14 protein-coding genes and 1 pseudogene are annotated in these 19,941 nt (G+C 59.8%); 9 read left to right on the top strand and 6 right to left on the bottom strand.

Translation table 11 applies throughout. The features are described from left to right. Positions 1–94: 94 nt before the first annotated feature. Positions 95–1,078, bottom strand: a complete 984-nt coding sequence (locus ASG68_RS15690) for an isopenicillin N synthase family dioxygenase (RefSeq protein WP_062581945.1) — start codon at positions 1,076–1,078, stop codon at positions 95–97. 83 nt (positions 1,079–1,161) lie between these two features. After that, entirely contained in the window at positions 1,162–4,188 is a 3,027-nt protein-coding gene (gene polA, locus ASG68_RS15695) for a DNA polymerase I (protein WP_062581946.1), read from the bottom strand. Between the two features lie 425 nt (positions 4,189–4,613). Between polA and ASG68_RS15700 the strand changes: the two genes are divergently transcribed. The 3 genes from ASG68_RS15700 (at position 4,614) to ASG68_RS15710 (ending at position 7,589) form a co-directional block, all read left to right on the top strand. Next, positions 4,614–5,045: a MarR family winged helix-turn-helix transcriptional regulator gene (locus ASG68_RS15700; protein ID WP_062581948.1), complete on the top strand. Its 432-nt coding sequence runs from the start codon at positions 4,614–4,616 to the stop codon at positions 5,043–5,045. 88 nt (positions 5,046–5,133) lie between these two features. Continuing rightward, a complete protein-coding gene (locus tag ASG68_RS15705; protein WP_062581950.1) occupies positions 5,134–6,522 on the top strand; it encodes a dipeptidase in 1,389 nt (462 codons plus the stop codon). Between the two features lie 101 nt (positions 6,523–6,623). After that, complete coding sequence (locus ASG68_RS15710) at positions 6,624–7,589, top strand: lysylphosphatidylglycerol synthase domain-containing protein (RefSeq protein ID WP_062581952.1); 966 nt, start codon at positions 6,624–6,626, stop codon at positions 7,587–7,589. 8 nt (positions 7,590–7,597) lie between these two features. Here ASG68_RS15710 and ASG68_RS15715 read toward each other — a convergent pair whose 3' ends face one another. Both ASG68_RS15715 and ASG68_RS15720 read right to left on the bottom strand, forming a co-directional pair. Further along, positions 7,598–8,083: a hypothetical protein gene (locus ASG68_RS15715; protein ID WP_062581953.1), complete on the bottom strand. Its 486-nt coding sequence runs from the start codon at positions 8,081–8,083 to the stop codon at positions 7,598–7,600. Positions 8,084–8,296: 213 nt separating this feature from the next. Then, the gene (locus ASG68_RS15720) at positions 8,297–8,506 is read right to left on the bottom strand and encodes a cold-shock protein (RefSeq protein ID WP_037103743.1); all 210 of its coding nucleotides are present in this window, start codon (positions 8,504–8,506) and stop codon (positions 8,297–8,299) included. A 407-nt stretch (positions 8,507–8,913) separates the two neighbouring features. Between ASG68_RS15720 and ASG68_RS15725 the strand changes: the two genes are divergently transcribed. Next, positions 8,914–9,066, top strand: coding sequence for a hypothetical protein (locus tag ASG68_RS15725; protein ID WP_062581955.1), 153 nt, complete (start codon positions 8,914–8,916; stop codon positions 9,064–9,066). 76 nt (positions 9,067–9,142) lie between these two features. On the opposite strand, the gene ASG68_RS33045 is transcribed toward ASG68_RS15725, so the two are convergent. Both ASG68_RS33045 and ASG68_RS32880 read right to left on the bottom strand, forming a co-directional pair. Beyond that, on the bottom strand, positions 9,143–10,504 hold the full coding sequence (locus ASG68_RS33045; protein ID WP_413814023.1) for a flagellin: 1,362 nt from the start codon (positions 10,502–10,504) through the stop codon (positions 9,143–9,145). Positions 10,505–10,615: 111 nt separating this feature from the next. After that, positions 10,616–11,005 (bottom strand): annotated as a pseudogene (locus ASG68_RS32880) (flagellin); the annotation flags it as partial. Positions 11,006–11,297: 292 nt separating this feature from the next. Between ASG68_RS32880 and ASG68_RS15735 the strand changes: the two are divergent. From ASG68_RS15735 to dnaJ, 5 genes are all read left to right on the top strand, one after another. Next, the gene (locus ASG68_RS15735) at positions 11,298–12,587 is read left to right on the top strand and encodes a calcium-binding protein (RefSeq protein WP_162243602.1); all 1,290 of its coding nucleotides are present in this window, start codon (positions 11,298–11,300) and stop codon (positions 12,585–12,587) included. A gap of 197 nt (positions 12,588–12,784) precedes the next feature. Continuing rightward, the gene (locus ASG68_RS15740) at positions 12,785–15,016 is read left to right on the top strand and encodes a transglycosylase domain-containing protein (protein WP_062581960.1); all 2,232 of its coding nucleotides are present in this window, start codon (positions 12,785–12,787) and stop codon (positions 15,014–15,016) included. Between the two features lie 316 nt (positions 15,017–15,332). Next, the gene (gene dnaK, locus ASG68_RS15745; RefSeq protein ID WP_062581962.1) at positions 15,333–17,255 is read left to right on the top strand and encodes a molecular chaperone DnaK; all 1,923 of its coding nucleotides are present in this window, start codon (positions 15,333–15,335) and stop codon (positions 17,253–17,255) included. A 153-nt stretch (positions 17,256–17,408) separates the two neighbouring features. Beyond that, positions 17,409–18,512, top strand: coding sequence for an acyltransferase family protein (locus tag ASG68_RS15750; RefSeq protein ID WP_062581964.1), 1,104 nt, complete (start codon positions 17,409–17,411; stop codon positions 18,510–18,512). A 158-nt stretch (positions 18,513–18,670) separates the two neighbouring features. Next, positions 18,671–19,798, top strand: a complete 1,128-nt coding sequence (dnaJ, locus tag ASG68_RS15755; protein WP_062581966.1) for a molecular chaperone DnaJ — start codon at positions 18,671–18,673, stop codon at positions 19,796–19,798. Positions 19,799–19,941: the final 143 nt, after the last annotated feature.

Here is a 19,941-nt window from a genome sequence, read left to right on the forward strand (position 1 = left end):
CTGAATCCGTCAGGAGGGGAAAACGGCATGGCAAATGCAAGAATCGCCGCTTTGCATGGCGGTGCCATGACGGAATATTGCAGAGGTCTTTGAATCAGGCCGAGGTTGCCTTGAACTTGCTCATCAGGTAGGGGCCGGACAGGGCCGGACCGTATTTCGGCGTTTCCCCATCGGTAAGGCAGGCATCGAGCACGGTGATCTCGGCATCCCAGTTCGGCTGGTGGAAGAAGGCCAGCGACTGCCGGCGCGCCATGCCACCGTCTTCGGGTGACGGATTGACGACACGGTGGAGGGTGGAGACCCAGCGGTCATTGGTCCAGCGCGCCATCAGGTCGCCGATATTGATGACGAAGGCGCCGGGAACCGGCGGGACCGGTGTCCATTGCCCATCCGGCGTGATGATCTCCAGCCCTTTGGAACCTTCCTGCGGCAGAAGGATCGTCAGGCTGCCATAGTCTGTGTGGGCACCGGCGCGCAGTTGGCCGGGCTTCGGCGGCACATGCTGTTCCGGATAATTGAGTGCACGCAGGGCGCTGATCGGCGCGTCGATGAAACCTTCGAAATAGTCTTCCGGCAAGCGCAGCGCTACGGCAAAGAGCCGCATCACGCGGGCGGCGAGATCTTCCAGCGCGGCGTAATAGGTCTTCCATGCCTCGACGAACCCATCGGGCTCATTCGGCCAGATCGTCGGCGCATAGCAGAAGGCCAAGGCCTCCGGATCGGTGATCGAGGCGGGCTGGCGGAGCGGACCGCCGTTGAAGCTTTCCTTGAGATCGGGTGGGCTATCGACATCGCGCGATTTTGCCAGCGCCTCCAGTTCCGGGCCGAGATAGCCGTAGGGATAACCCTTGTAGGGCGCGCGGGCCTTTTGCTTGTCCTGCGGGGACAGATCGAAGAACGCGTGTGCCTTTTCCCAGACGGCATCGATCACCGCCTGCGGCACGCCGTGATTGGAGATGGCAAGAAATCCCGTCTCGCGGCAGATCGCATCGACCCGGTCGCCGAGTGCCCGTTTCGTGGCCCCGTCAGCTTTCTCGAAGGCACCGAGGTCGAAAACGGGAAAGGTGCGATCGGTCATGCATTGGCTCCGGATAAGATGAAATCCCGTCCATCATGCAGCCGGGAAGCCGCAATGCAAGTCGCGGCTTCTTGCCTTGATCGTTAGTGTGCTTCGTCCCAGTTGTGGGCGGCGCGAGCATCGACCTTCAGCGGCACTTTCATGTCGAGCGCCGGCATGGCGGCATTTTCCATGACCTCGACGATCAGCGGGATCGCGCGCTCGACATCGGCATCCTCAACCTCGAAGATCAGTTCGTCATGCACCTGCAGGAGCATGCGGACGCGCTGCGCAAGGCCTGCCTGTTCGAGGGCCGGCTCCATCTTCACCATGGCGCGGCGGATGATGTCGGCGGCCGAGCCCTGGATCGGGGCGTTGATCGCGGCGCGTTCGTTGAAGGCGCGATGCGAGGGGTTTGACGAACGGATGTCCGGATAGTGCGCACGCCGGCCGAAGATGGTTTCGACATAACCGTTCTCGCGAGCGAACGCCTTGGTGCTGTCCATATAGTCGCGGATGCCGGGGAAGCGCTCGAAATACTTCTTGATATAATCGCCGGCCTCGGAGCGCTCGATCGACAGCTGGTTGGCAAGGCCGAAAGCCGAGATGCCGTAGATGATACCGAAGTTGATCGCCTTGGCGCGCCTGCGGATTTCACTCGGCATGCCTTCGACAGGCACGCCGAACATTTCTGACGCTGTCATGGCGTGAATGTCGATGCCATCCGAGAAGGCCTGTTTCAGCTGCGGAATCTCAGCCACATGGGCAAGCACCCGCAGTTCGATCTGGCTGTAGTCGGCTGAAACCAGCTTGTGGCCGGGCGTCGAGATGAAAGCCGTGCGGATTTTGCGGCCTTCGGCGGTGCGCACCGGAATGTTCTGCAGGTTCGGATCGGATGATGAAAGCCGCCCCGTCGTGGTTGCTGCGAGCGCATAGGAGGTATGGACGCGCTTCGTTTCGGGGTGAACGAAGCCGGGAAGGGCGTCGGTATAGGTGGATTTCAGCTTGGTCAGCTGCCGCCAATCGACGATCTTCCGCGGCAATTCATGGCCTTCGACGGCCAGTTCCTCCAGTACCTGTGCCGAGGTCGACCACTGGCCGGTCTTGGTTTTTGCACCGCCGGGAAGACCGAGGCGGCCGAACAGGATGTCGCCCAGCTGCTTCGGCGAGCCGATGTTGAAGCTCTCGCCGACCAGCGCATAAATCTCGTGTTCGTGGGCGGCGGCACCCTGCGCCAGTTCGCCCGACAGGCGCGACAGGATCTGCCGGTCGATGGTGATGCCGCGCTCTTCCATACGGGCCAGCACCGGAACCAGCGGCCGTTCCAGCCGCTCATAGACGGTGTTGAGGTTCTTGGCTGCCAGGCGTGGTTTCAGCACCTGCCAGAGCCGCAGGGTGACATCCGCATCCTCCGCCGCATAGGCCGTTGCCTTGTCGATATCGACATAATCGAACGTGACGGAGGATTTGCCGGTGCCGGCGACGTCTTTGTAAGGAATCGGCTGGTGGCCGAGCCACTTTTCCGAGAGCGTATCCATGCCATGCGTGCCGGCGCCGGCATCAACCACATACGACATCAGCATCGTATCATCGAAGCTGGCAATGGTGATGCCGTGGCGCCGCATGACGAGATAGTCGTATTTGAGGTTTTGCGCGACCTTCAGGATCGACGGATCCTCAAGCAGGTCCTTCAGACGCTCGAGCGCCACCGGAGCCGGGATCTGGTTTTCCGCGAGCTTCAATCCATCACTGAACAGGTCATTGCCACCGGTCTTGTGGATCAGCGGCACGTAAGCCGCGCGGATGTCGGTGCCGGACGGGTTTTTGCTGTTGTCGGCGATCGCCAGCGAGAAGCCGACGAGATCGGCCTGCATGGCGTCGAGCGAGGTCGTTTCGGTGTCGAAGGCGACAAGACCGGTTTCGCGGGCGGCGGCGATCCAGGAATCGAGCGTCGCGACGTCACGGATGGTTACGTAGGTGCTGCGATCGATCTTGGCATTGGCGAACAGTTCGGCGCGTGCCTGGGCAAGGCCTGAGGGCGTCGCAGCCGGTGGTCCGGCATCGGCCAAGCTTGCCAAAGCTTCTGCCGCGTCTTCGGCACTGCCGAGCGCTGCGGATTTCGCCGAGGACAGCGCGGAAGGTGGTGGTGGGGAGGCGAGTTCGCCCTTGTCGAGGTCCGGCCCGTGGGCGGCGGCACCCCATTCGACAGGAACGTTGGCGACTTCGACCGCATCTGCGTTCGTGTCGGTGGCGGCTGCAACGCGGCGCGTCAGCGTCGTGAATTCCATCGCCTTCAGGAAGGCGACGAGCTTCGGGCCATCCTGCGGGTGAAGTTCGAAATCCTCTATCGGCACGTCGATCGGCGTATCGGTTTTCAGCATTACCAGCTGGCGCGACAGGCGGGCCAGATCGGCGTTGGCGATGATGTTTTCGCGGCGCTTCTGCTGCTTGATCTCGCCGGCGCGGGAAAGCAGCGTGTCGAGATCGCCGAACTCCTCCAGCAATTGCGCCGCCGTCTTCGGGCCGATGCCGGGAATGCCCGGCACGTTGTCAGTGGAATCGCCGGTCATCGCCTGCAGGTCGATCATCTTTTCCGGTGGCACACCCCATTTCTCGATCACTTCCGGGATCGAGATCTGCTTGTCCTTCATGCTGTCATACATGGAGACATTGGCGCTCACGAGCTGCATCAGGTCCTTGTCGGACGAGACGATGGTCACATCGGCGCCGGCGGCTTCCGCCATCCGGGCATAGGTGGCAATGAGGTCGTCAGCCTCGAAGCCTTCCTTCTCGATGCAGGGCAGGTTGAAGGCCCGGGTAGCATGGCGGATCAGGCCGAATTGCGGGATCAGGTCTTCCGGCGGCGCCGTGCGGTTGGCCTTGTACTGGTCGTAAAGCTCGTTGCGGAAGGTCTTGGACGAATAGTCGAAGATGACGGCGAAATGGGTCGGCGTCACCCCGACCGACGTGTCGCGCGCATCGGTGAGCAGCTTCCACAGCATGTTGCAGAAACCGGAGACGGCATTGACCGGCAGGCCGTCCGATTTCCGGTTCAGCGGCGGGATGGCGTGGAACGCCCGGAAGATGAATCCGGAGCCGTCGACGAGGAAGAGATGATCACCTTTTTTCATGGCGACAAGGGATAGCGCGGGCCGCGATGGGCGTCCATATTTCATTCAAGGCGCGGCCACTTTTGTGCAAACCGTAAAGAACGGAGGGCCCTCACGGGAACGTTACCAATTTGTAATGCCGCCTGATTGTCCCCCTCCCTTGAAAAGCCACATTTGGAACCACAAATCATAACCAACGGCACCTGAACACGCCGTCGTCTGGTCAAAGGCCTGTCCCCCGCCGAAGCCAGATGTGAGGACAAAGGCCTATCCCCCCTCTCCGGGCCTTTGTCCAATTCTCACAAGACCGCCGTGGCTCCGCCTCCGCCACGGCGGTTTTTGTTTGTCCGGGCGGAGCCATCACATCAGCGTGAAATTTTGTTTCCGCATGGTCCATCGCCTGCAATGCAACTTGTGTTCGTGGCGGCCGGGAGTTACCCATAGACATGGCCTTCGATCGTATGGAATCTGCGACATACCTGGCTAGTCTTCTGGCGAAGAGTTTCTCCCGCGCCCTGCAGGAGAGAGGCCAGAAACTCGGCTTTGCGCCGGGGCAGTTTCCCGTCCTCCTGGAGTTGTGGAGCGAGGAGGGGCTGACCCAGAAGCAGCTTCTCGACCGCATGGATATCGAACAGGCGACCATGGCCAATACCTTGGCGCGCATGGAGCGTGACGGCCTGATCGTCCGGCGCAAGCATCCGACCGACAAACGTGCCCAGCAGATTTTCCTGACGGACAAGGCGAAGCAGATGGAAGCGGAAGCGAAGGAGGCGGCTCTGGCCGCCGATCAATCGCATTTTTCAGGCTTCCGGCATTTCGAGCGCGAACTCCTGCTCGAATACATGCGCATGGCAATCGCCAACGGCACGCGCAATTAAAGCGGCAAAGGTCGACCGATCAAAAGATTTTGCTTAAAGCTGCCGTCATCTTTGTCTAGGTTCCGACCCACTCAAGAAGGATTCGGACATGACAGAGACGACCAGCATTCTCACCCGCGCGGATGATAACCTGCCCAAGAGCCTCGACCGGCTTTTCGAACTCGTGCGCATCCAGTCGATCTCGACGGATCCGGCTTACAAGGCCGAGTGCCGCAAGGCGGCGGAATGGCTGGTGGCGGAGTTGACGAGCCTCGGTTTCGAGGCCTCGGTGCGCGATACGCCCGGCCATCCGATGGTCGTTGCCCATCACGCCGCCGAAAAGGCCGGCGCGCCGCATGTCCTGTTCTACGGTCATTACGATGTCCAGCCGGTCGACCCGCTCAATCTTTGGGACACGGCGCCGTTCGAACCGTCGATCAAGGAGCTGGATGGTGGCCGCAAGGTCATCACCGGCCGCGGCACCGCCGACGACAAGGGGCAGTTGATGACCTTCGTCGAGGCCTGCCGGGCCTACAAGGAAACCAGGGGGACGCTGCCCTGCGAGGTGACCATCCTGTTCGAGGGCGAGGAAGAATCCGGTTCGCCGTCACTGAAGCCGTTCCTGGAAGCCAATTCCAGGGAACTGAAAGCGGACTACGCTCTCGTCTGCGATACCAGCATGTGGGACCGCGACACACCGGCCATCTCGGCGGGATTGCGTGGTCTTGTTGGTGAGGAAGTCGTCATCACCGCCGCCGATCGCGATCTGCATTCCGGCTATTTCGGCGGTGCTGCTGCCAATCCGATCCATATCCTGACAAAGATTTTGGCCGGCCTGCATGACGAGACCAGCCGCGTTACGCTCGATGGCTTTTACGAAGGCGTCGAGGAGACCCCGACACAGATCAAGGCGGCCTGGGAAACGCTTGGCCAGACATCCGAGAAGTTCCTCGGTGAAATCGGCCTGTCCATTCCGTCGGGCGAAAAGGGACGCTCCGTGCTGGAATTGACCTGGGCGCGTCCGACGGCTGAGGTCAACGGCATCTGGGGTGGCTATACGGGGGAGGGCTTCAAGACCGTGATCGCGGCGCAGGCTTCAGCGAAAGTGTCCTTCCGCCTCGTCGGCGCCCAGAACCCGGACAAGGTTCGCGAGGCTTTCCGCGCCTATGTGACATCGCAGATCCCGGCGGATTGCTCGGTCGAGTTCCACAAGCATGGCGGCTCACCGGCCATTCAGCTGCCCTACGATTCGCCATTGCTCAACACCGCGAAATCGGCACTGTCGGACGAATGGCCAAAGCCTGCCGTGGTCATCGGCATGGGCGGATCGATCCCGATCGTCGGTGACTTCCAGAAGATGCTGGGCATGGAATCCCTGCTGGTCGGTTTCGGCCTGTCCGACGACCGTATCCATTCGCCAAACGAGAAATACGAGCTGCAGTCCTTCCACAAGGGCATCCGCTCCTGGATCCGTATTCTCGACGCGCTGGCGGCCTGAACGGCTCGTTGTTAACGGTTAGCACCCTTGACCCTGCCGGTCGGGGGTGTTCTCATCGCCAAGATGACGTTGTGCCTACATTTCCCGAGAAGCCGCGCCCCATGAAAACGGTCCGCAAATTTGCCTGGCCGGTCATCGGACTGGCCGCGATCCTGTTTTCGCTCTACGGCCTGTATCATGAGTTGCATGGCCTCTCGGCTGCGGATTTTCTGTCGAGTGTCTATGCCGTGCCGCTGAAGGGCTGGCTGCTGGCCGGATGCGCCACGCTCGCTGCCTATGCCGCGCTCGCGGCTTATGATCATCTGGCGTTGGAACATCTGGGGCACCGGATTTCCCTGTGGTTCATCACCGTCTGTTCCTTCACCGCCTATGCCCTGTCGCATACGGTCGGCGCTTCCGTCTTCTCCGGCGCAGTGGTCCGATACCGGGCCTATGGATCGAAAGGGCTGACGGCGGCTGAAACCGGTGTTCTCGTCGCTTTCTGTTCCTTCACCTTCGCGCTGGGCACGCTGATGTTGTCGGCGATCGTGCTTCTGCTTGAACCCGATATCACTGCGCGCTTTGCGAAATTCCTGCCGGTCGGCGCGTCGATCTCCACGGGGCTGATCATTCTGGCGCTGATCGCGCTCTATGTCGTCGGCAGCCTTGTCGGCTTCAGGCCGCTCAAGACCCGCTGGTTCAAGCTGGAATATCCCAAGCCTTCACTCGCCCTGCGGCAATTGCTGATCGCGCCAGTCGAGCTGATCGCGGCGGCGGCCATCATCTATTTCGCGCTGCCGGAGGCCGGAAATCCGGGTTACATGGTCATCCTCGGCGTTTTCCTCGCCTCGTTTTCGGCGGCCCTGTTGTCCCATGCGCCGGGTGGACTCGGCGTTCTGGAACTGATGTTCATCGCTGCCCTGCCGGAAATGGACCCCGCCGGCGTGCTGGCCGGGCTGGTGATCTTCCGGTTGTTCTATCTCGTCATTCCCTTCCTGATGGCACTGATCGTCGTCGTCATTTTCGAGCGCGGGCAGTTCCTGGCCGGGCGCAGGGCCGAGCAGGATAGAATTAGGGATTTGCGGTAGATCACCCGTCACGAAGGCGAGTGGCAGACCTTCGGCAGGACTTTCTCCAGCGGCCCATCCACCTCTTTCAGTTCGGCACTCTCGATATGCAGCGGCGTGAACGGTGGTTCCTGGATCGCCGCATTGACGATGCGGGTGACATAACATCCGGCGAACACGTGCTCCTTTCCGCCTTCCTCGATCGATTTGATCGCGACCGGCACTGGCGCATAGATGCTGCCCGCCGCCCCCTCGGTGGTTACCTTGCCGGTGATCACCTCGACGCCGACGGTCTTGGCATAGCCCTTCACGAAGGATTGGTAATCGTCGAACGGCTTACTGAAATAGCTGTAGGCGCGGGAAAATTCCTTGCGGTTGATGGCGTTGTAAAGCGACTTGACCAGTGCCGCGCCGTCGGAGCGATCGTCGACATAGGGAATGTCCTGCGCGCGGGCGGGAAGGGCGGTTGCGCAAAGCGCTGCCAGCAATGTGGTGGAAATGAAAATCGTCTTCATGCGTGTCGCTCCCGTGTGTGAGTGCGCACCGTTCAACGCCGATGGGGCAATTTGAAGATTGGGAGACAGTCTTGGGGACAATAATCCCGCAAAAAACAAAAAGGCCGGGAAATCCCGACCTTTCACAATGCGTTTCAACACACCTGCCAGTACATCCGTGGTCAACCGCGGAAGCGCATTTCACCGGCGCGTATCATCGCGCCAGATTTGGTATTAGGCAGCCTGCAGGTTGTCAGCAGACATCTTGCCCGACTTGCGGTCCTTGACCAGCTCGAAGCTGATCTTCTGGCCGTCGTTGAGGCCGCGCATGCCAGCGCGCTCTACAGCCGAGATGTGGACGAAAACGTCCTGGCTGCCGTCGTCCGGCTGAATGAAGCCGAAGCCCTTTGTCGAGTTAAACCATTTTACTGTGCCAGTGGCCATAACGATCCCTTTCTCTAGCAAATTATAGTGAACCAAGCCGTGGTATTACAGCGAGGCTTGATGTTCGAATCTGAAGGAAAGTTCGTCCAATTGCGCGCAAAGTCGCAAAAACCAAAGTCATCTAACAAATATCGACCAAGGCTCAGATAGGTTGCTTGAGCGCTGGCGTCAAGTTTTATTATTTTTATTTCGTCGTTGCCGTTGTTTTCGCTCGATTTTACCGGGGGCGCAGCGGAAAAATTTCAGATGTATTTTCTCCCGCAGTCGTTCTGAGAATGCGTGACCGTCCTAGAATCGGTAAGCTCATTCTAGAGATTTGTGGCCTGCGATATTGATTTGTGCTGCTCCTGCGTCATCTCCGATATCTTGCCAGCCGATCGATCGGCTGTTCTGTTGGAGGAACCGCGATGCCGAAGGTCATAATCGCTTTAGCCTGTCTTTCCGTGCTTGTGCTGTCCGGCTGCGGCAACACCGTCCGCGGAATGCAGAAGGACGGTGCGCAGACAAGTCATGCGCTGGACGACGCCACGCACCGGATCGCCCGCGCAAATACCAATTGAGGGCGTCTTGCGGCCCTGATTGACGCGGATCTGCCAAAGGGAGTGCGTTGACGACCGGCATTCGTGTCGCGGCGTTCTAGCGGAACAGAGCCATGATGTTCTCGGAATTCGAATTGGCGATCTGCAGCGCCTGGATGCCGAGTTGTTCCTGTGTCTGCAGCGCCTTGAGACGGGTCGATTCCTCATTCATGTCGGCGTCGACAAGACGGCCGATGCCCTTGTCGATGATCGACATGAGCTCCGCCGCAAAGTCGGACTGCATGTCGATCCGGCTCTGAAAGGCCCCTAGCGCCGTCGCACCATCGATGATTCTCTCGCTGACGATGTCGATGTAATCGATGTAGCTGTCGAGCTTGGCTGGGTTCTGCGCGATGTCGATCTCGAGGAAGTTGATCGTCGGGATCGGCTCGATGCTGACACGGATCTGGTCGAAAGCGATTCTGGTTCCGCTGCCCCATGTCCGGTCCAAAGCGTGATCGGACTTCATCATGACGGTCGTTGCGGAGTTTGCCGCGATGATGAGACCGGGCCAATCCGGTGCAAGGAGGGAATTGAGCAGTGTCGCCATCTCCGCCGAAGTCTCGACCTTGCCGCTATCCTTTCCGAAGAGCGTGTTCACATAGGTTCTGTCGAACGAGTATGACTTGGGCGGAGCACCGTTCAGCGAGAATGAGAAATGGATATCCACGCCGTCTTCATTGTCGCCATCCTGGTGAACAATGAACTGCTGGAAGTTCAACTCCATCCCTGAGCCTCTCGTGCCGTAGTCGAAGCCGTTGGTGAGGCCGCCGGTGCCGACGGCAACGCTGGTGAGGTTGGCGATCTCGACATAGGAACCGTCGCCGTGAATCTGGTTCGTGCTGATGATCATCGTCTTTTTATCATGAACCCAGGGGCCTGAGCCTGGAGGATCCTGCACGATGCTGTTAGCGGATACATACGCGCCCTCAGCATTCAGCACGGAGTTGAGAACGCCGGCGAACTGCGTGTTCGTCGTGATGACTCCACCTAATGCGGCGTCATAGGCGTCGATCACGGCCTTATCGATGGTGATAGTCTTTGAATATCCGGGATAATATGGGCCGGGAAGTTCATTGAGATCTGCCTGCGTGCCGGTATAGCCGTGCGGATTGGTGTCTTCCTTGTCCAGGATGATGTCGAAGCTGATCTGGGCCCCGGGCGTATTGAAATCCAGCGATGATCCGACGGGAAAGTCGTTCAATCTGAAGCTGCCCGCCACACCGATTGATCCACTCGGGTACATCCAGCCCGAACCCTGGTTTCCATCATAGGGCGTGGAATCGATGGTCGTCGGCGGGTTGATGCTGGTGGTCAGATTGCGCATGCCGCCCAGCGTTTCGAGGTCGCGCGCGTCAGCCTGCAACAATCCGCCGCCGGTGCTGTTGAAGAGCGAGACGTCTGACAGGTGGACGTTCATCGTCTTCACGGAGACACCGCCTGAGGCGTTTCGCGTAAAGGAGGCTGCGCTCGTGGCTGCGTTAAGATCGTAGTCGTAGATGTTTGCAATATCGGTGACGAGCCAGTTCTGGCCGTTAAAACTGGCGGATTGGGCGACACTCCAGACCTGCTGCTTGTATTCGCTGAGTTCCTTTTGGATTTTCTGCTTGTCGACGCCGGGTTCTTTCGCGGCGACCAGTTTGGCCTTGAAGTCGCCGAGAATGTCGACGACCGCGTTCAGTCCTGTATAGGCCGTGTCCACCTTGGCTGCCGCAAATCCGAGCGCATCAGCGACCGCCGACATCGCGCGATTGTCCGACCGCATGGTCGTGCCGATCGACCAGTATGCAGCGTTGTCGGCCGCTGTCTGCACGCGCAAGCCAGAGGAAACCCGCCCTTGCGTGGCGGTCATGTCGCTGTCGATCGAGCGCAGAGTCTGGAGCGCAGCAATTGCGCCCGCATTTGTATGGATGCTGGTCAAAATGGCACACTGAAAAATTGGATTGATTGCCCATCATGGGCCGGCGGGTTGCAAACAGTAAACCGTCTCAATGGTAAACAATTCCTTAAAATATGTAATTTATGTAAACATTACAATAGATTAGATGATTCTTTCATTATGTATGACTCATCTTTAAATTGATAAGTTGCTTTGCTTGAGTACTGAAAAAAGTGCCGTTGTGGTTCGACAATGCAAACGTCACTTTCGTTTCGCCGTCAGATCGATCTGGGATACAATCGACGCTACGCTAACCTGATGATCGGGGATGACCATGCCGACAAAATTGTTCTTCGCGGATTCGATCGATGACCCCCGGCAGACATTGCTCGCCGGCGAGAATGCCTATGTGAAAACAGGCGTGGCCGTGGGATCAGTCGACAATGCGGCGCTCTATGGGACGACCAGCGATCACGAGTTCACGATCCATGGTGATGTCTTCGGCGGTTACATGGGGATTCTGAACAACGAGGATACGGCGCGGAACAATCACATAACCGTCGGAAAAACCGGAACGGTCGGGGCATCGTTTCACAGCGGCATCTATATGAGCGGCGGCGGTCACATCATCGCCAACTACGGCCAGATTACCGGTAGTTCCGGTATTACCATGTACACGATTTCAACCACGACCGAGTCCTCCATCCTCAACTACGGCATCATTCATGGTGAACACACGGGCATAGGCAGGCAGAATTCGGATGTGCGAGAAACGTTGAACATCACCAATTACGGTACGATTTCCGGCGGAAGCTACAGTTTCAGTTATTCGGCGGGCAATGCGGCCGAAAAAATCACCAACAAGGGCCTGATGGTCGGTGACATCCTTCTTGGCGACAATAACGACCGCTATGACGGACGGGAAGGGCGGGTCGATGGCATCGTCAATGGAGGCAGCGGTGCTGACAATCTCTATGGCGGCAGCGCCAATGACCAGATTTATGGGGAATCGGGAACCGATGTCCTGTCCGGTGGTGGCGGCGCCGACAGGCTGGACGGTGGCAGCAACACGGATACCGTCACCTATATATTCGCCCCGGGCGCCGTGATCGCCAGCCTCCAGGATTCCGGCCTCAATACAGGCGATGCCTTCGGCGACATCTATGTCAGCGTGGAAAACCTGGTCGGTTCGGCCTATGGCGACAGGCTCTACGGAGACTCCGGCGCCAACTCCCTGAGCGGCAGCGCCGGCAATGATCGGCTCTATGGATTGGCCGGCAACGACATCCTCTCCGGCGGTCCCGGCCAGGACATTTTCGTCTTCAACACGGCGCTCAGCGCATCGACCAATTACGACCAGATCTCGGGCTTCGATATCGCGGATGATACGATCCATCTCGACAACGCCTTCTACGTCGGCCTTGCCGCTGGGGCACTCCCGTCCTCGGCGTTTATTGCCAACCAGAGCGGCAGGGCGGCGGATGCGAGCGACCGCGTCATCTATGAATATGATACCGGCAGGCTGCTCTTTGACAGGGACGGGACAGGTTCCGCGTCTCCGATCCAGTTCGCCAAACTTGCCATCGGGCTGGCGGTAACGTCGGCCGATTTCTTCGTCATCTGACGGTTTCGCCTGCCCGGGACCGACAATGAGAAGATCGCTCCGGCGGGCGATCGGATCATGCTGAAAACGCAAGCGGATAGCGGCGCGTCTTTACGTCCCCTTAAATCGCCGCATTTACACTCCATCGCACCGATTGAAATCGGCGCGGCTCTGGCTTGCGCTCCCGAAACGCTCATCCGGAGCCAGCTTATCCCGACATGGCAGGAAAACGTACATCATCGCAAAGGATCGAGCCTTCGTTCGAAGGCGGGCGTGGCGAGCGTGATGACGGGGGACTGCGCGCCGATGCCCGCGATCGCGTCGGCGGTGGTGGCAGGAAGTCGAGCGGTTCCGGTGGCTCGAAGCCGCCGGCACGGAAAACCAAATCGAAGAGCCGCAGCCGCGGTTCGCGTGGCGGCGGTAGAGGTTTTACCGGCCTGATCCGTTCACTGGTCTATTGGTGCGTCGTCCTCGGCATCTGGGGCGCCATCGGCGCCGGGGGGCTGGTGCTCTATTACGGCGCCCGCATGCCGAGCGCCACCAGTTGGGCAATCCCCGACCGGCCGCCGAACGTCAAGATCCTGGCCGTCAACGGCGAGATCATCGCCAATCGCGGCGCGACCGGCGGCGAGGCGCTGTCGCTCGAAAACATGTCGCCCTATATCCCGCAGGCCGTCATCGCCATCGAGGACCGGCGCTTCTATTCGCATTTCGGCGTCGATCCGCTCGGCCTGGCGCGCGCCATGCTGACCAACATCACCACCGGCCGCATGGTGCAGGGCGGTTCGACGCTGACCCAGCAGCTTGCCAAGAACCTGTTCCTGTCGCCGGAGCGCACGCTGGAGCGCAAGGTGCAGGAGGTTCTCCTCTCGATCTGGCTGGAGCAGAAATACACCAAGGACCAGATCCTTGCGATGTACCTGAACCGGGTGTTCTTCGGCTCGAACGCCTATGGTGTCGAGGCGGCGTCGCGTCGTTATTTCAACAAGTCCGCGCGCGACGTGAACCTCGGCGAGGCAGCACTTCTCGCCGGTCTGCTGAAAGCCCCTTCGCGCCTGTCGCCGGCGCGCGATCCGAAGGCGGCGGAGGAGCGGGCGCAGGTCGTGCTGGGCACCATGCGCGAGGAGGGTTTCATCACCGACGCCGAGATCAAGACGGCGATGTCGCAGCCACCGACCAAAGCGAAGAGCTTCTGGTCCGGCGCGCAATATTATGTCGCCGACATGGTCATGGACCAGCTGCCGGGCATGGTCGGCGAGATCAAACAGGACCTGATCGTCGATACCACGCTCGATCTCGATCTCGAAAAGAAGGCCGAACAGACACTGGCCTCCAGCCTCGACGAATCCGGGCAGAAACTGAATGTCAGCCAAGCTGCGCTGGTCTCGATCGATGGTACGGGCGCGATCCGCGCTCTGGTCGGCGGCCGTGATTACGCCGACAGCCAGTTCGACCGTGCCGTCAAGGCGAGGCGCCAGCCGGGCTCCGCCTTCAAGCCTTTCGTCTATGCCGCCGCCATGGAGATCGGCCGCACGCCGATGTCGATTCGCAATGACGGACCTGTGCGCATCGGCAACTGGACGCCGGAAAACTATGACCAGAAATATCGCGGCGAAGTCTCGCTTGCGACAGCGCTTGCCAATTCGCTCAATACCATCGCCGCCCAACTGGTGATGGAGGTCGGCCCGCAGAACGTCATCAAGCTTGCCCACCGGCTCGGCATCGAATCGGAGATGCAATCCAACGCCTCGATCGCGCTGGGTACTTCCGAGGTCAGCCTCGTCGAGCTGACATCGGCCTATGCGCCGTTCATGAACGGCGGCTTCAAGGCAACGCCGCATGTCATCAAGCGCATTTCGACGGCGGATGGCAAGGTGCTCTACGAAAACACCTATGACAGCCCGCCGCGCGTTCTCGATCCCGCCGTTGTCAGTGAAATGAACCAGATGATGGTCGGCGTCATCGATCACGGCACCGGCAAGTCCGCCAAGCTCAAGGACTGGCAGGCGGCCGGCAAATCCGGCACCACACAGTCCTTCCGCGATGCGCTGTTCGTCGGCTTCACCAGCAACCTGACCACCGGCATCTGGTTCGGCAACGACGATGGCAAGTCGATGAAGAAGGTGACGGGCGGCGGTCTTCCGGCAAAAGCCTGGCACGATTACATGACCGCCGCGCACGAGGGCCTGTCGCCCGCGCCGATCTTTGGCACGACAGGCATCCAGCCGAGCTTCGGCGGCGATCAGGCATCGCCCGAGAGCATCGAAAACGTCATTTCGGGCGGTTCGGTCGACGAGTTCCCGCAGGCGCCGGTCACCGATGGCCAGATCGCCAATCAGGGGCAACCGGCCGATACCGCCAATTCCGGTCTCCTGCCGCCGGCCGATGTCGGCGAGACCACCGGCGCCACCCGGCGCACGACCCTGTTCGACATCCTGACAGGCGGTTGAAATCCATCCTTTCGTCCACATTTTCGGCTCGCAAGGACAGCATCGGCTCCTGCCGGGCCTGACTATTGAAGCAAGGCGGGCGGACGGTGAAATATCGCCTCTTGCGCAAGGCTGAATTTTCGTTGTTTTTGCGGCCAGCGGCTCTGTTTTTGCGCGTTTTCGGCCCGCAAGATGCCTTGCAGTCCGAAACACTGGTCCTTATATACGCCCCATCACCGTAGCTATCGCTGCGAATATTCCACAGACCCATCCCGTTAGGGGCTGTCAAATGAATGCCTGACCGGGTTCTGACAGTCCGCTTCAAGGAGAGAATGACATGGCTAAAGTAATCGGTATCGACTTGGGAACGACCAATTCCTGCGTCGCCGTCATGGACGGCAAGGACGCGAAGGTCATTGAAAATGCGGAAGGTGCGCGCACGACCCCTTCGATCGTTGCCTTCAACGACGACGGCGAGCGTCTGATCGGCCAGCCGGCCAAGCGTCAGGCCGTCACCAACCCGGAAAACACCCTGTTTGCCGTCAAGCGCCTCATCGGCCGCCGTTATGACGACAAGCTGGTTGAAAAGGACAAGGGCCTCGTTCCCTACAAGATCGTCAAGGGCGACAATGGCGACGCATGGGTCGAAGCCCACAGCGAAAAATATTCGCCGTCGCAGGTCTCCGCCATGATCCTTCAGAAGATGAAGGAAACCGCTGAATCCTATCTCGGCGAAAAGGTCACGCAGGCGGTCATCACCGTTCCGGCCTACTTCAACGACGCCCAGCGCCAGGCAACCAAGGACGCCGGCCGCATCGCCGGTCTCGAAGTCCTGCGCATCATCAACGAGCCGACCGCGGCTGCCCTGGCTTACGGCCTCGACAAGAAGGACGGCAAGACCATCGCGGTTTACGACCTTGGCGGCGGTACCTTCGATATCTCGGTTCTGGAAATCGGCGATGGCGTCTTCGAAGTGAAGTCGACCAACGGCGACACCTTCCTCGGCGGTGAAGACTTCGACATGCGTCTGGTCGAATATCTCGCAGGCGAGTTCAAGAAGGATCAGGGCATCGACCTGAAGAACGACAAGCTGGCCCTGCAGCGCCTCAAGGAAGCTGCTGAAAAGGCCAAGATCGAGCTTTCGTCCTCGCAGCAGACCGAAATCAACCTGCCGTTCATCACCGCTGATGCTTCGGGTCCGAAGCACCTGACGATGAAGCTGTCGCGTGCCAAGTTCGAAAGCCTGGTCGACGATCTCGTCCAGCGCACCGTCGCACCGTGCAAGGCAGCACTCAAGGATGCCGGCGTCACTGCGGCCGAGATCGACGAAGTCGTTCTGGTCGGTGGCATGAGCCGCATGCCGAAGGTGCAGGAAGTCGTCAAGCAGCTGTTCGGCAAGGAGCCGCACAAGGGCGTCAACCCGGATGAAGTCGTCGCTCTCGGCGCCGCCATCCAGGCCGGCGTTCTGCAGGGCGACGTCAAGGACGTTCTGCTGCTCGACGTGACCCCGCTGTCGCTCGGCATCGAAACGCTCGGTGGCGTCTTCACCCGCCTGATCGAACGCAACACGACGATCCCGACGAAGAAGAGCCAGACCTTCTCGACGGCCGAAGACAGCCAGAATGCCGTGACCATCCGCGTTTCGCAGGGCGAGCGCGAAATGGCGCAGGATAACAAGCTGCTCGGCCAGTTCGACCTGGTCGGCATCCCGCCGGCACCGCGTGGCATTCCGCAGATCGAAGTGACCTTCGATATCGACGCCAACGGCATCGTGCAGGTGTCCGCCAAGGACAAGGGCACCGGCAAGGAGCATCAGATCCGGATCCAGGCATCGGGCGGTCTGTCCGACGCGGATATCGAGAAGATGGTCAAGGACGCTGAAGCAAACGCCGAAGCCGACAAGAAGCGCCGCGAAGCCGTCGAAGCCAAGAACCAGGCCGAAAGCCTGATTCATTCGTCGGAAAAGTCGCTGAAGGAATTCGGTGACAAGGTGACGGAAGTCGAGCGTACCGCGATCTCCGATGCGATCGCAGCGCTGAAGACGGCCGTCGAAGCCTCCGAGCCGGACGCCGAAGACATCAAGGCCAAGACCCAGACGCTTCTCGAAGCTTCGATGAAGCTGGGCCAGGCGATGTACGAGGCCCAGCAGGCTGACGCCGCCAATGCTGATGCGCAGGCTGATGCGGCCCGCGATGGCGATATCGTCGATGCCGACTACGAGGAAGTCAACGACGAGGACGACCGCAAGAAGTCTGCCTAAGCCTTTCTCGAAGGCCCACAATCGAACCCGGGATGCCCAGCATCCCGGGTTTTTTGATGAGCCGGATTCACCTTAACGGATGATTTGCAAGACGCTGATATAAGATTCATGCGAAGAGGCAGCATTGCGACACTGCCGGCAGGGATTTGAGTCATGCATTTCAGAATTTTCGAATCCTGGCGGCTCATGGCGGCCATTCTGGTGATGACCTATCATTTCCTGCGCTTCGGACCCGGCGATGCCTTTCAGTATGATCTGAGCCATATTCTCGAACGCCTGCTGCCGCTGATGGACATGTTCTTCATGATCTCCGGCTTCCTTATCCTGTTGCGTTACGGCGATAAGCTGAAGGATTGGCCGAGCTACAAGTCCTTCCTCGTGCGCCGTCTGGCGCGCTTCTATCCGCTTTATCTCCTGACGCTCGCCTTCTTCGTCTTCGTCGGATTGATGCTGCATCTCGGTGTCGTCTCATCAACTGTGCCAGATCGCTACGATTACAGCATCCTGCCGCAGAACATCCTGCTCTTGCAGGCCTGGGGCACGACGAAGGAGTTGAGCTTCAATTATGTGTCCTGGTCGCTGTCGGCCGAATGGTTCTGCTATTTGTTGCTGCCAATCTATGTCTTCATCATCTGTCGAGGTGGTGTGAAGGGGCTGGCCGCGCTTGCTGTCGTCAGCGTCATCCTGCTGGAGGTCGCGACGCGTGCCGGGATCATTCCGTTCAAGAGCTGGCTGCTCGCCGACACCTGGGGTGCCTATCGCGCCTTTGCCGACTTTGCCATTGGCGGGGTGGTCATGCTCCTTGCCCGCGACAGCCGCCTGCAATGGCGCTCTCACACGCTCGCTTGGGGGCTGTTCGCCTTCGCGATGATGGGCATGATGATGCTGTGGCCGGCCTATGTGATCGTCGGCCTGCTGGGGGTCGCGATGTTCGCCGCCGCCGTGGTGGAGCGCAACAATCCGGATGGTGCCAAGGTCCTGTCGCTTCTGTCGCCAGCCGGCAAGGTTTCGTTCGGCATCTATCTCTGGCACCCGGTGGTGGAAACGATCGTGCTCGCTATCGTCTGGCGCCACGGCATCGAGCCGCTTGGCATCATCAGCTTCTATCAGTTCCTGATCGTGCCGATGATCATCGCCGTTCTCGTTGCCATGGGCTCCGATCGCTACTTCGAAAAACCGGTGAGTGATCTCATCAACCGTCTGTTCGGCTGGGATCGAAATGCGCGCAAGCCGCGTGCAGAGGCGGCAGCGACCTGAAAGCCGCGCGAAACCGGGCTTTTCCAATAAAAATCGGCAGTGATGCTGTATTGCCTATGGTATCGCGCGACAAGGTTCACTAAATCCTGTGCAAGGAAGTTTGGCGACCACCGGGCAGCCGGTTTTGACGCGCCTATTCAACGGGACAACCTGCAAGTATGAAACGTGATCTTTACGAAACGCTCGGCGTTGCGAAAACAGCGGATGAAAAGGAGCTGAAGAGCGCCTTCCGCAAACTGGCAATGAAATATCATCCCGACAAGAATCCCGGGGATGCCGAGGCCGAAAAGACCTTCAAGGAAATCAACCAGGCCTATGAGACGCTGAAGGATCCCCAGAAGCGGGCAGCCTACGATCGCTACGGTCATGCGGCCTTCGAGCAGGGCGGCATGGGCGCCGGTGGCGCAGGCATGGGCGGCGCCGGCGGCTTCTCCGACATCTTCGAGGACATCTTTGGCGAGATGATGGGCGGCGGGCGTCAGCGCCGGTCCGCTGGTGGTCGCGAGCGCGGTGGTGATCTGCGCTACAACATGGAAATCTCGCTGGAGGAGGCCTATACGGGCAAGACCGCGCAGATTCGCGTACCGACGTCGATCACCTGCGATGTCTGCACCGGCACGGGTGCCAAGCCCGGCACCAAGCCGACGACCTGCGCCACCTGTCAGGGTTCCGGCCGCGTTCGCGCGGCGCAAGGCTTCTTCTCGATCGAACGCACCTGCCCGACCTGTCAGGGCCGTGGTCAGACGATCGCCGATCCCTGCACCAAGTGCCACGGTCATGGCCGTATCACCGAAGAGCGCTCGCTCTCGGTCAACATCCCGGCCGGTATCGAGGACGGCACCCGCATTCGTCTGTCGGGCGAGGGCGAGGCTGGTGTGCGGGGTGGGCCGGCGGGCGACCTCTATATCTTCCTGTCGGTGAAACCGCATGAATTCTATCAGCGCGACGGCGCGGACCTCTATTGCAGCGTGCCGATCTCGATGACGACGGCAGCGCTCGGCGGCAAGTTCGACGTGGCGACGCTCGACGGCACCAAGTCGCGCGTCTCCGTGCCGGAAGGTACCCAGGCGGGCAAGCAGTTCCGCCTCAAGGGCAAGGGCATGCCGGTACTGCGCTCCAGCCAGGTCGGCGATCTCTATATCCAGATTCAGATCGAGACGCCGCAGAAGCTGACCAAGCGCCAGCGCGAATTGCTGAAGGAATTCGAGGAACTGTCCTCGAAGGAGAACAATCCGGAATCGGCGGGCTTCTTCTCCCGCATGAAGGATTTCTTCGATATCGAGTAATCTGCGCAGAGCGCGACTGGCCGAAACGACAGTTCGCCATATATCCGGGCCGGGAGCAGCAATGCTTCCGGCCTTTTCATTTGCGCCAACCATTAAATGCGGATGGCATGGTGACCGAGCGAAGCTGATATCGAGAGAGGTGC

The organism is Rhizobium sp. Leaf453, from assembly GCF_001425605.1.
In the GTDB taxonomy this organism is placed as follows: Bacteria; Pseudomonadota; Alphaproteobacteria; order Rhizobiales; family Rhizobiaceae; genus Pararhizobium.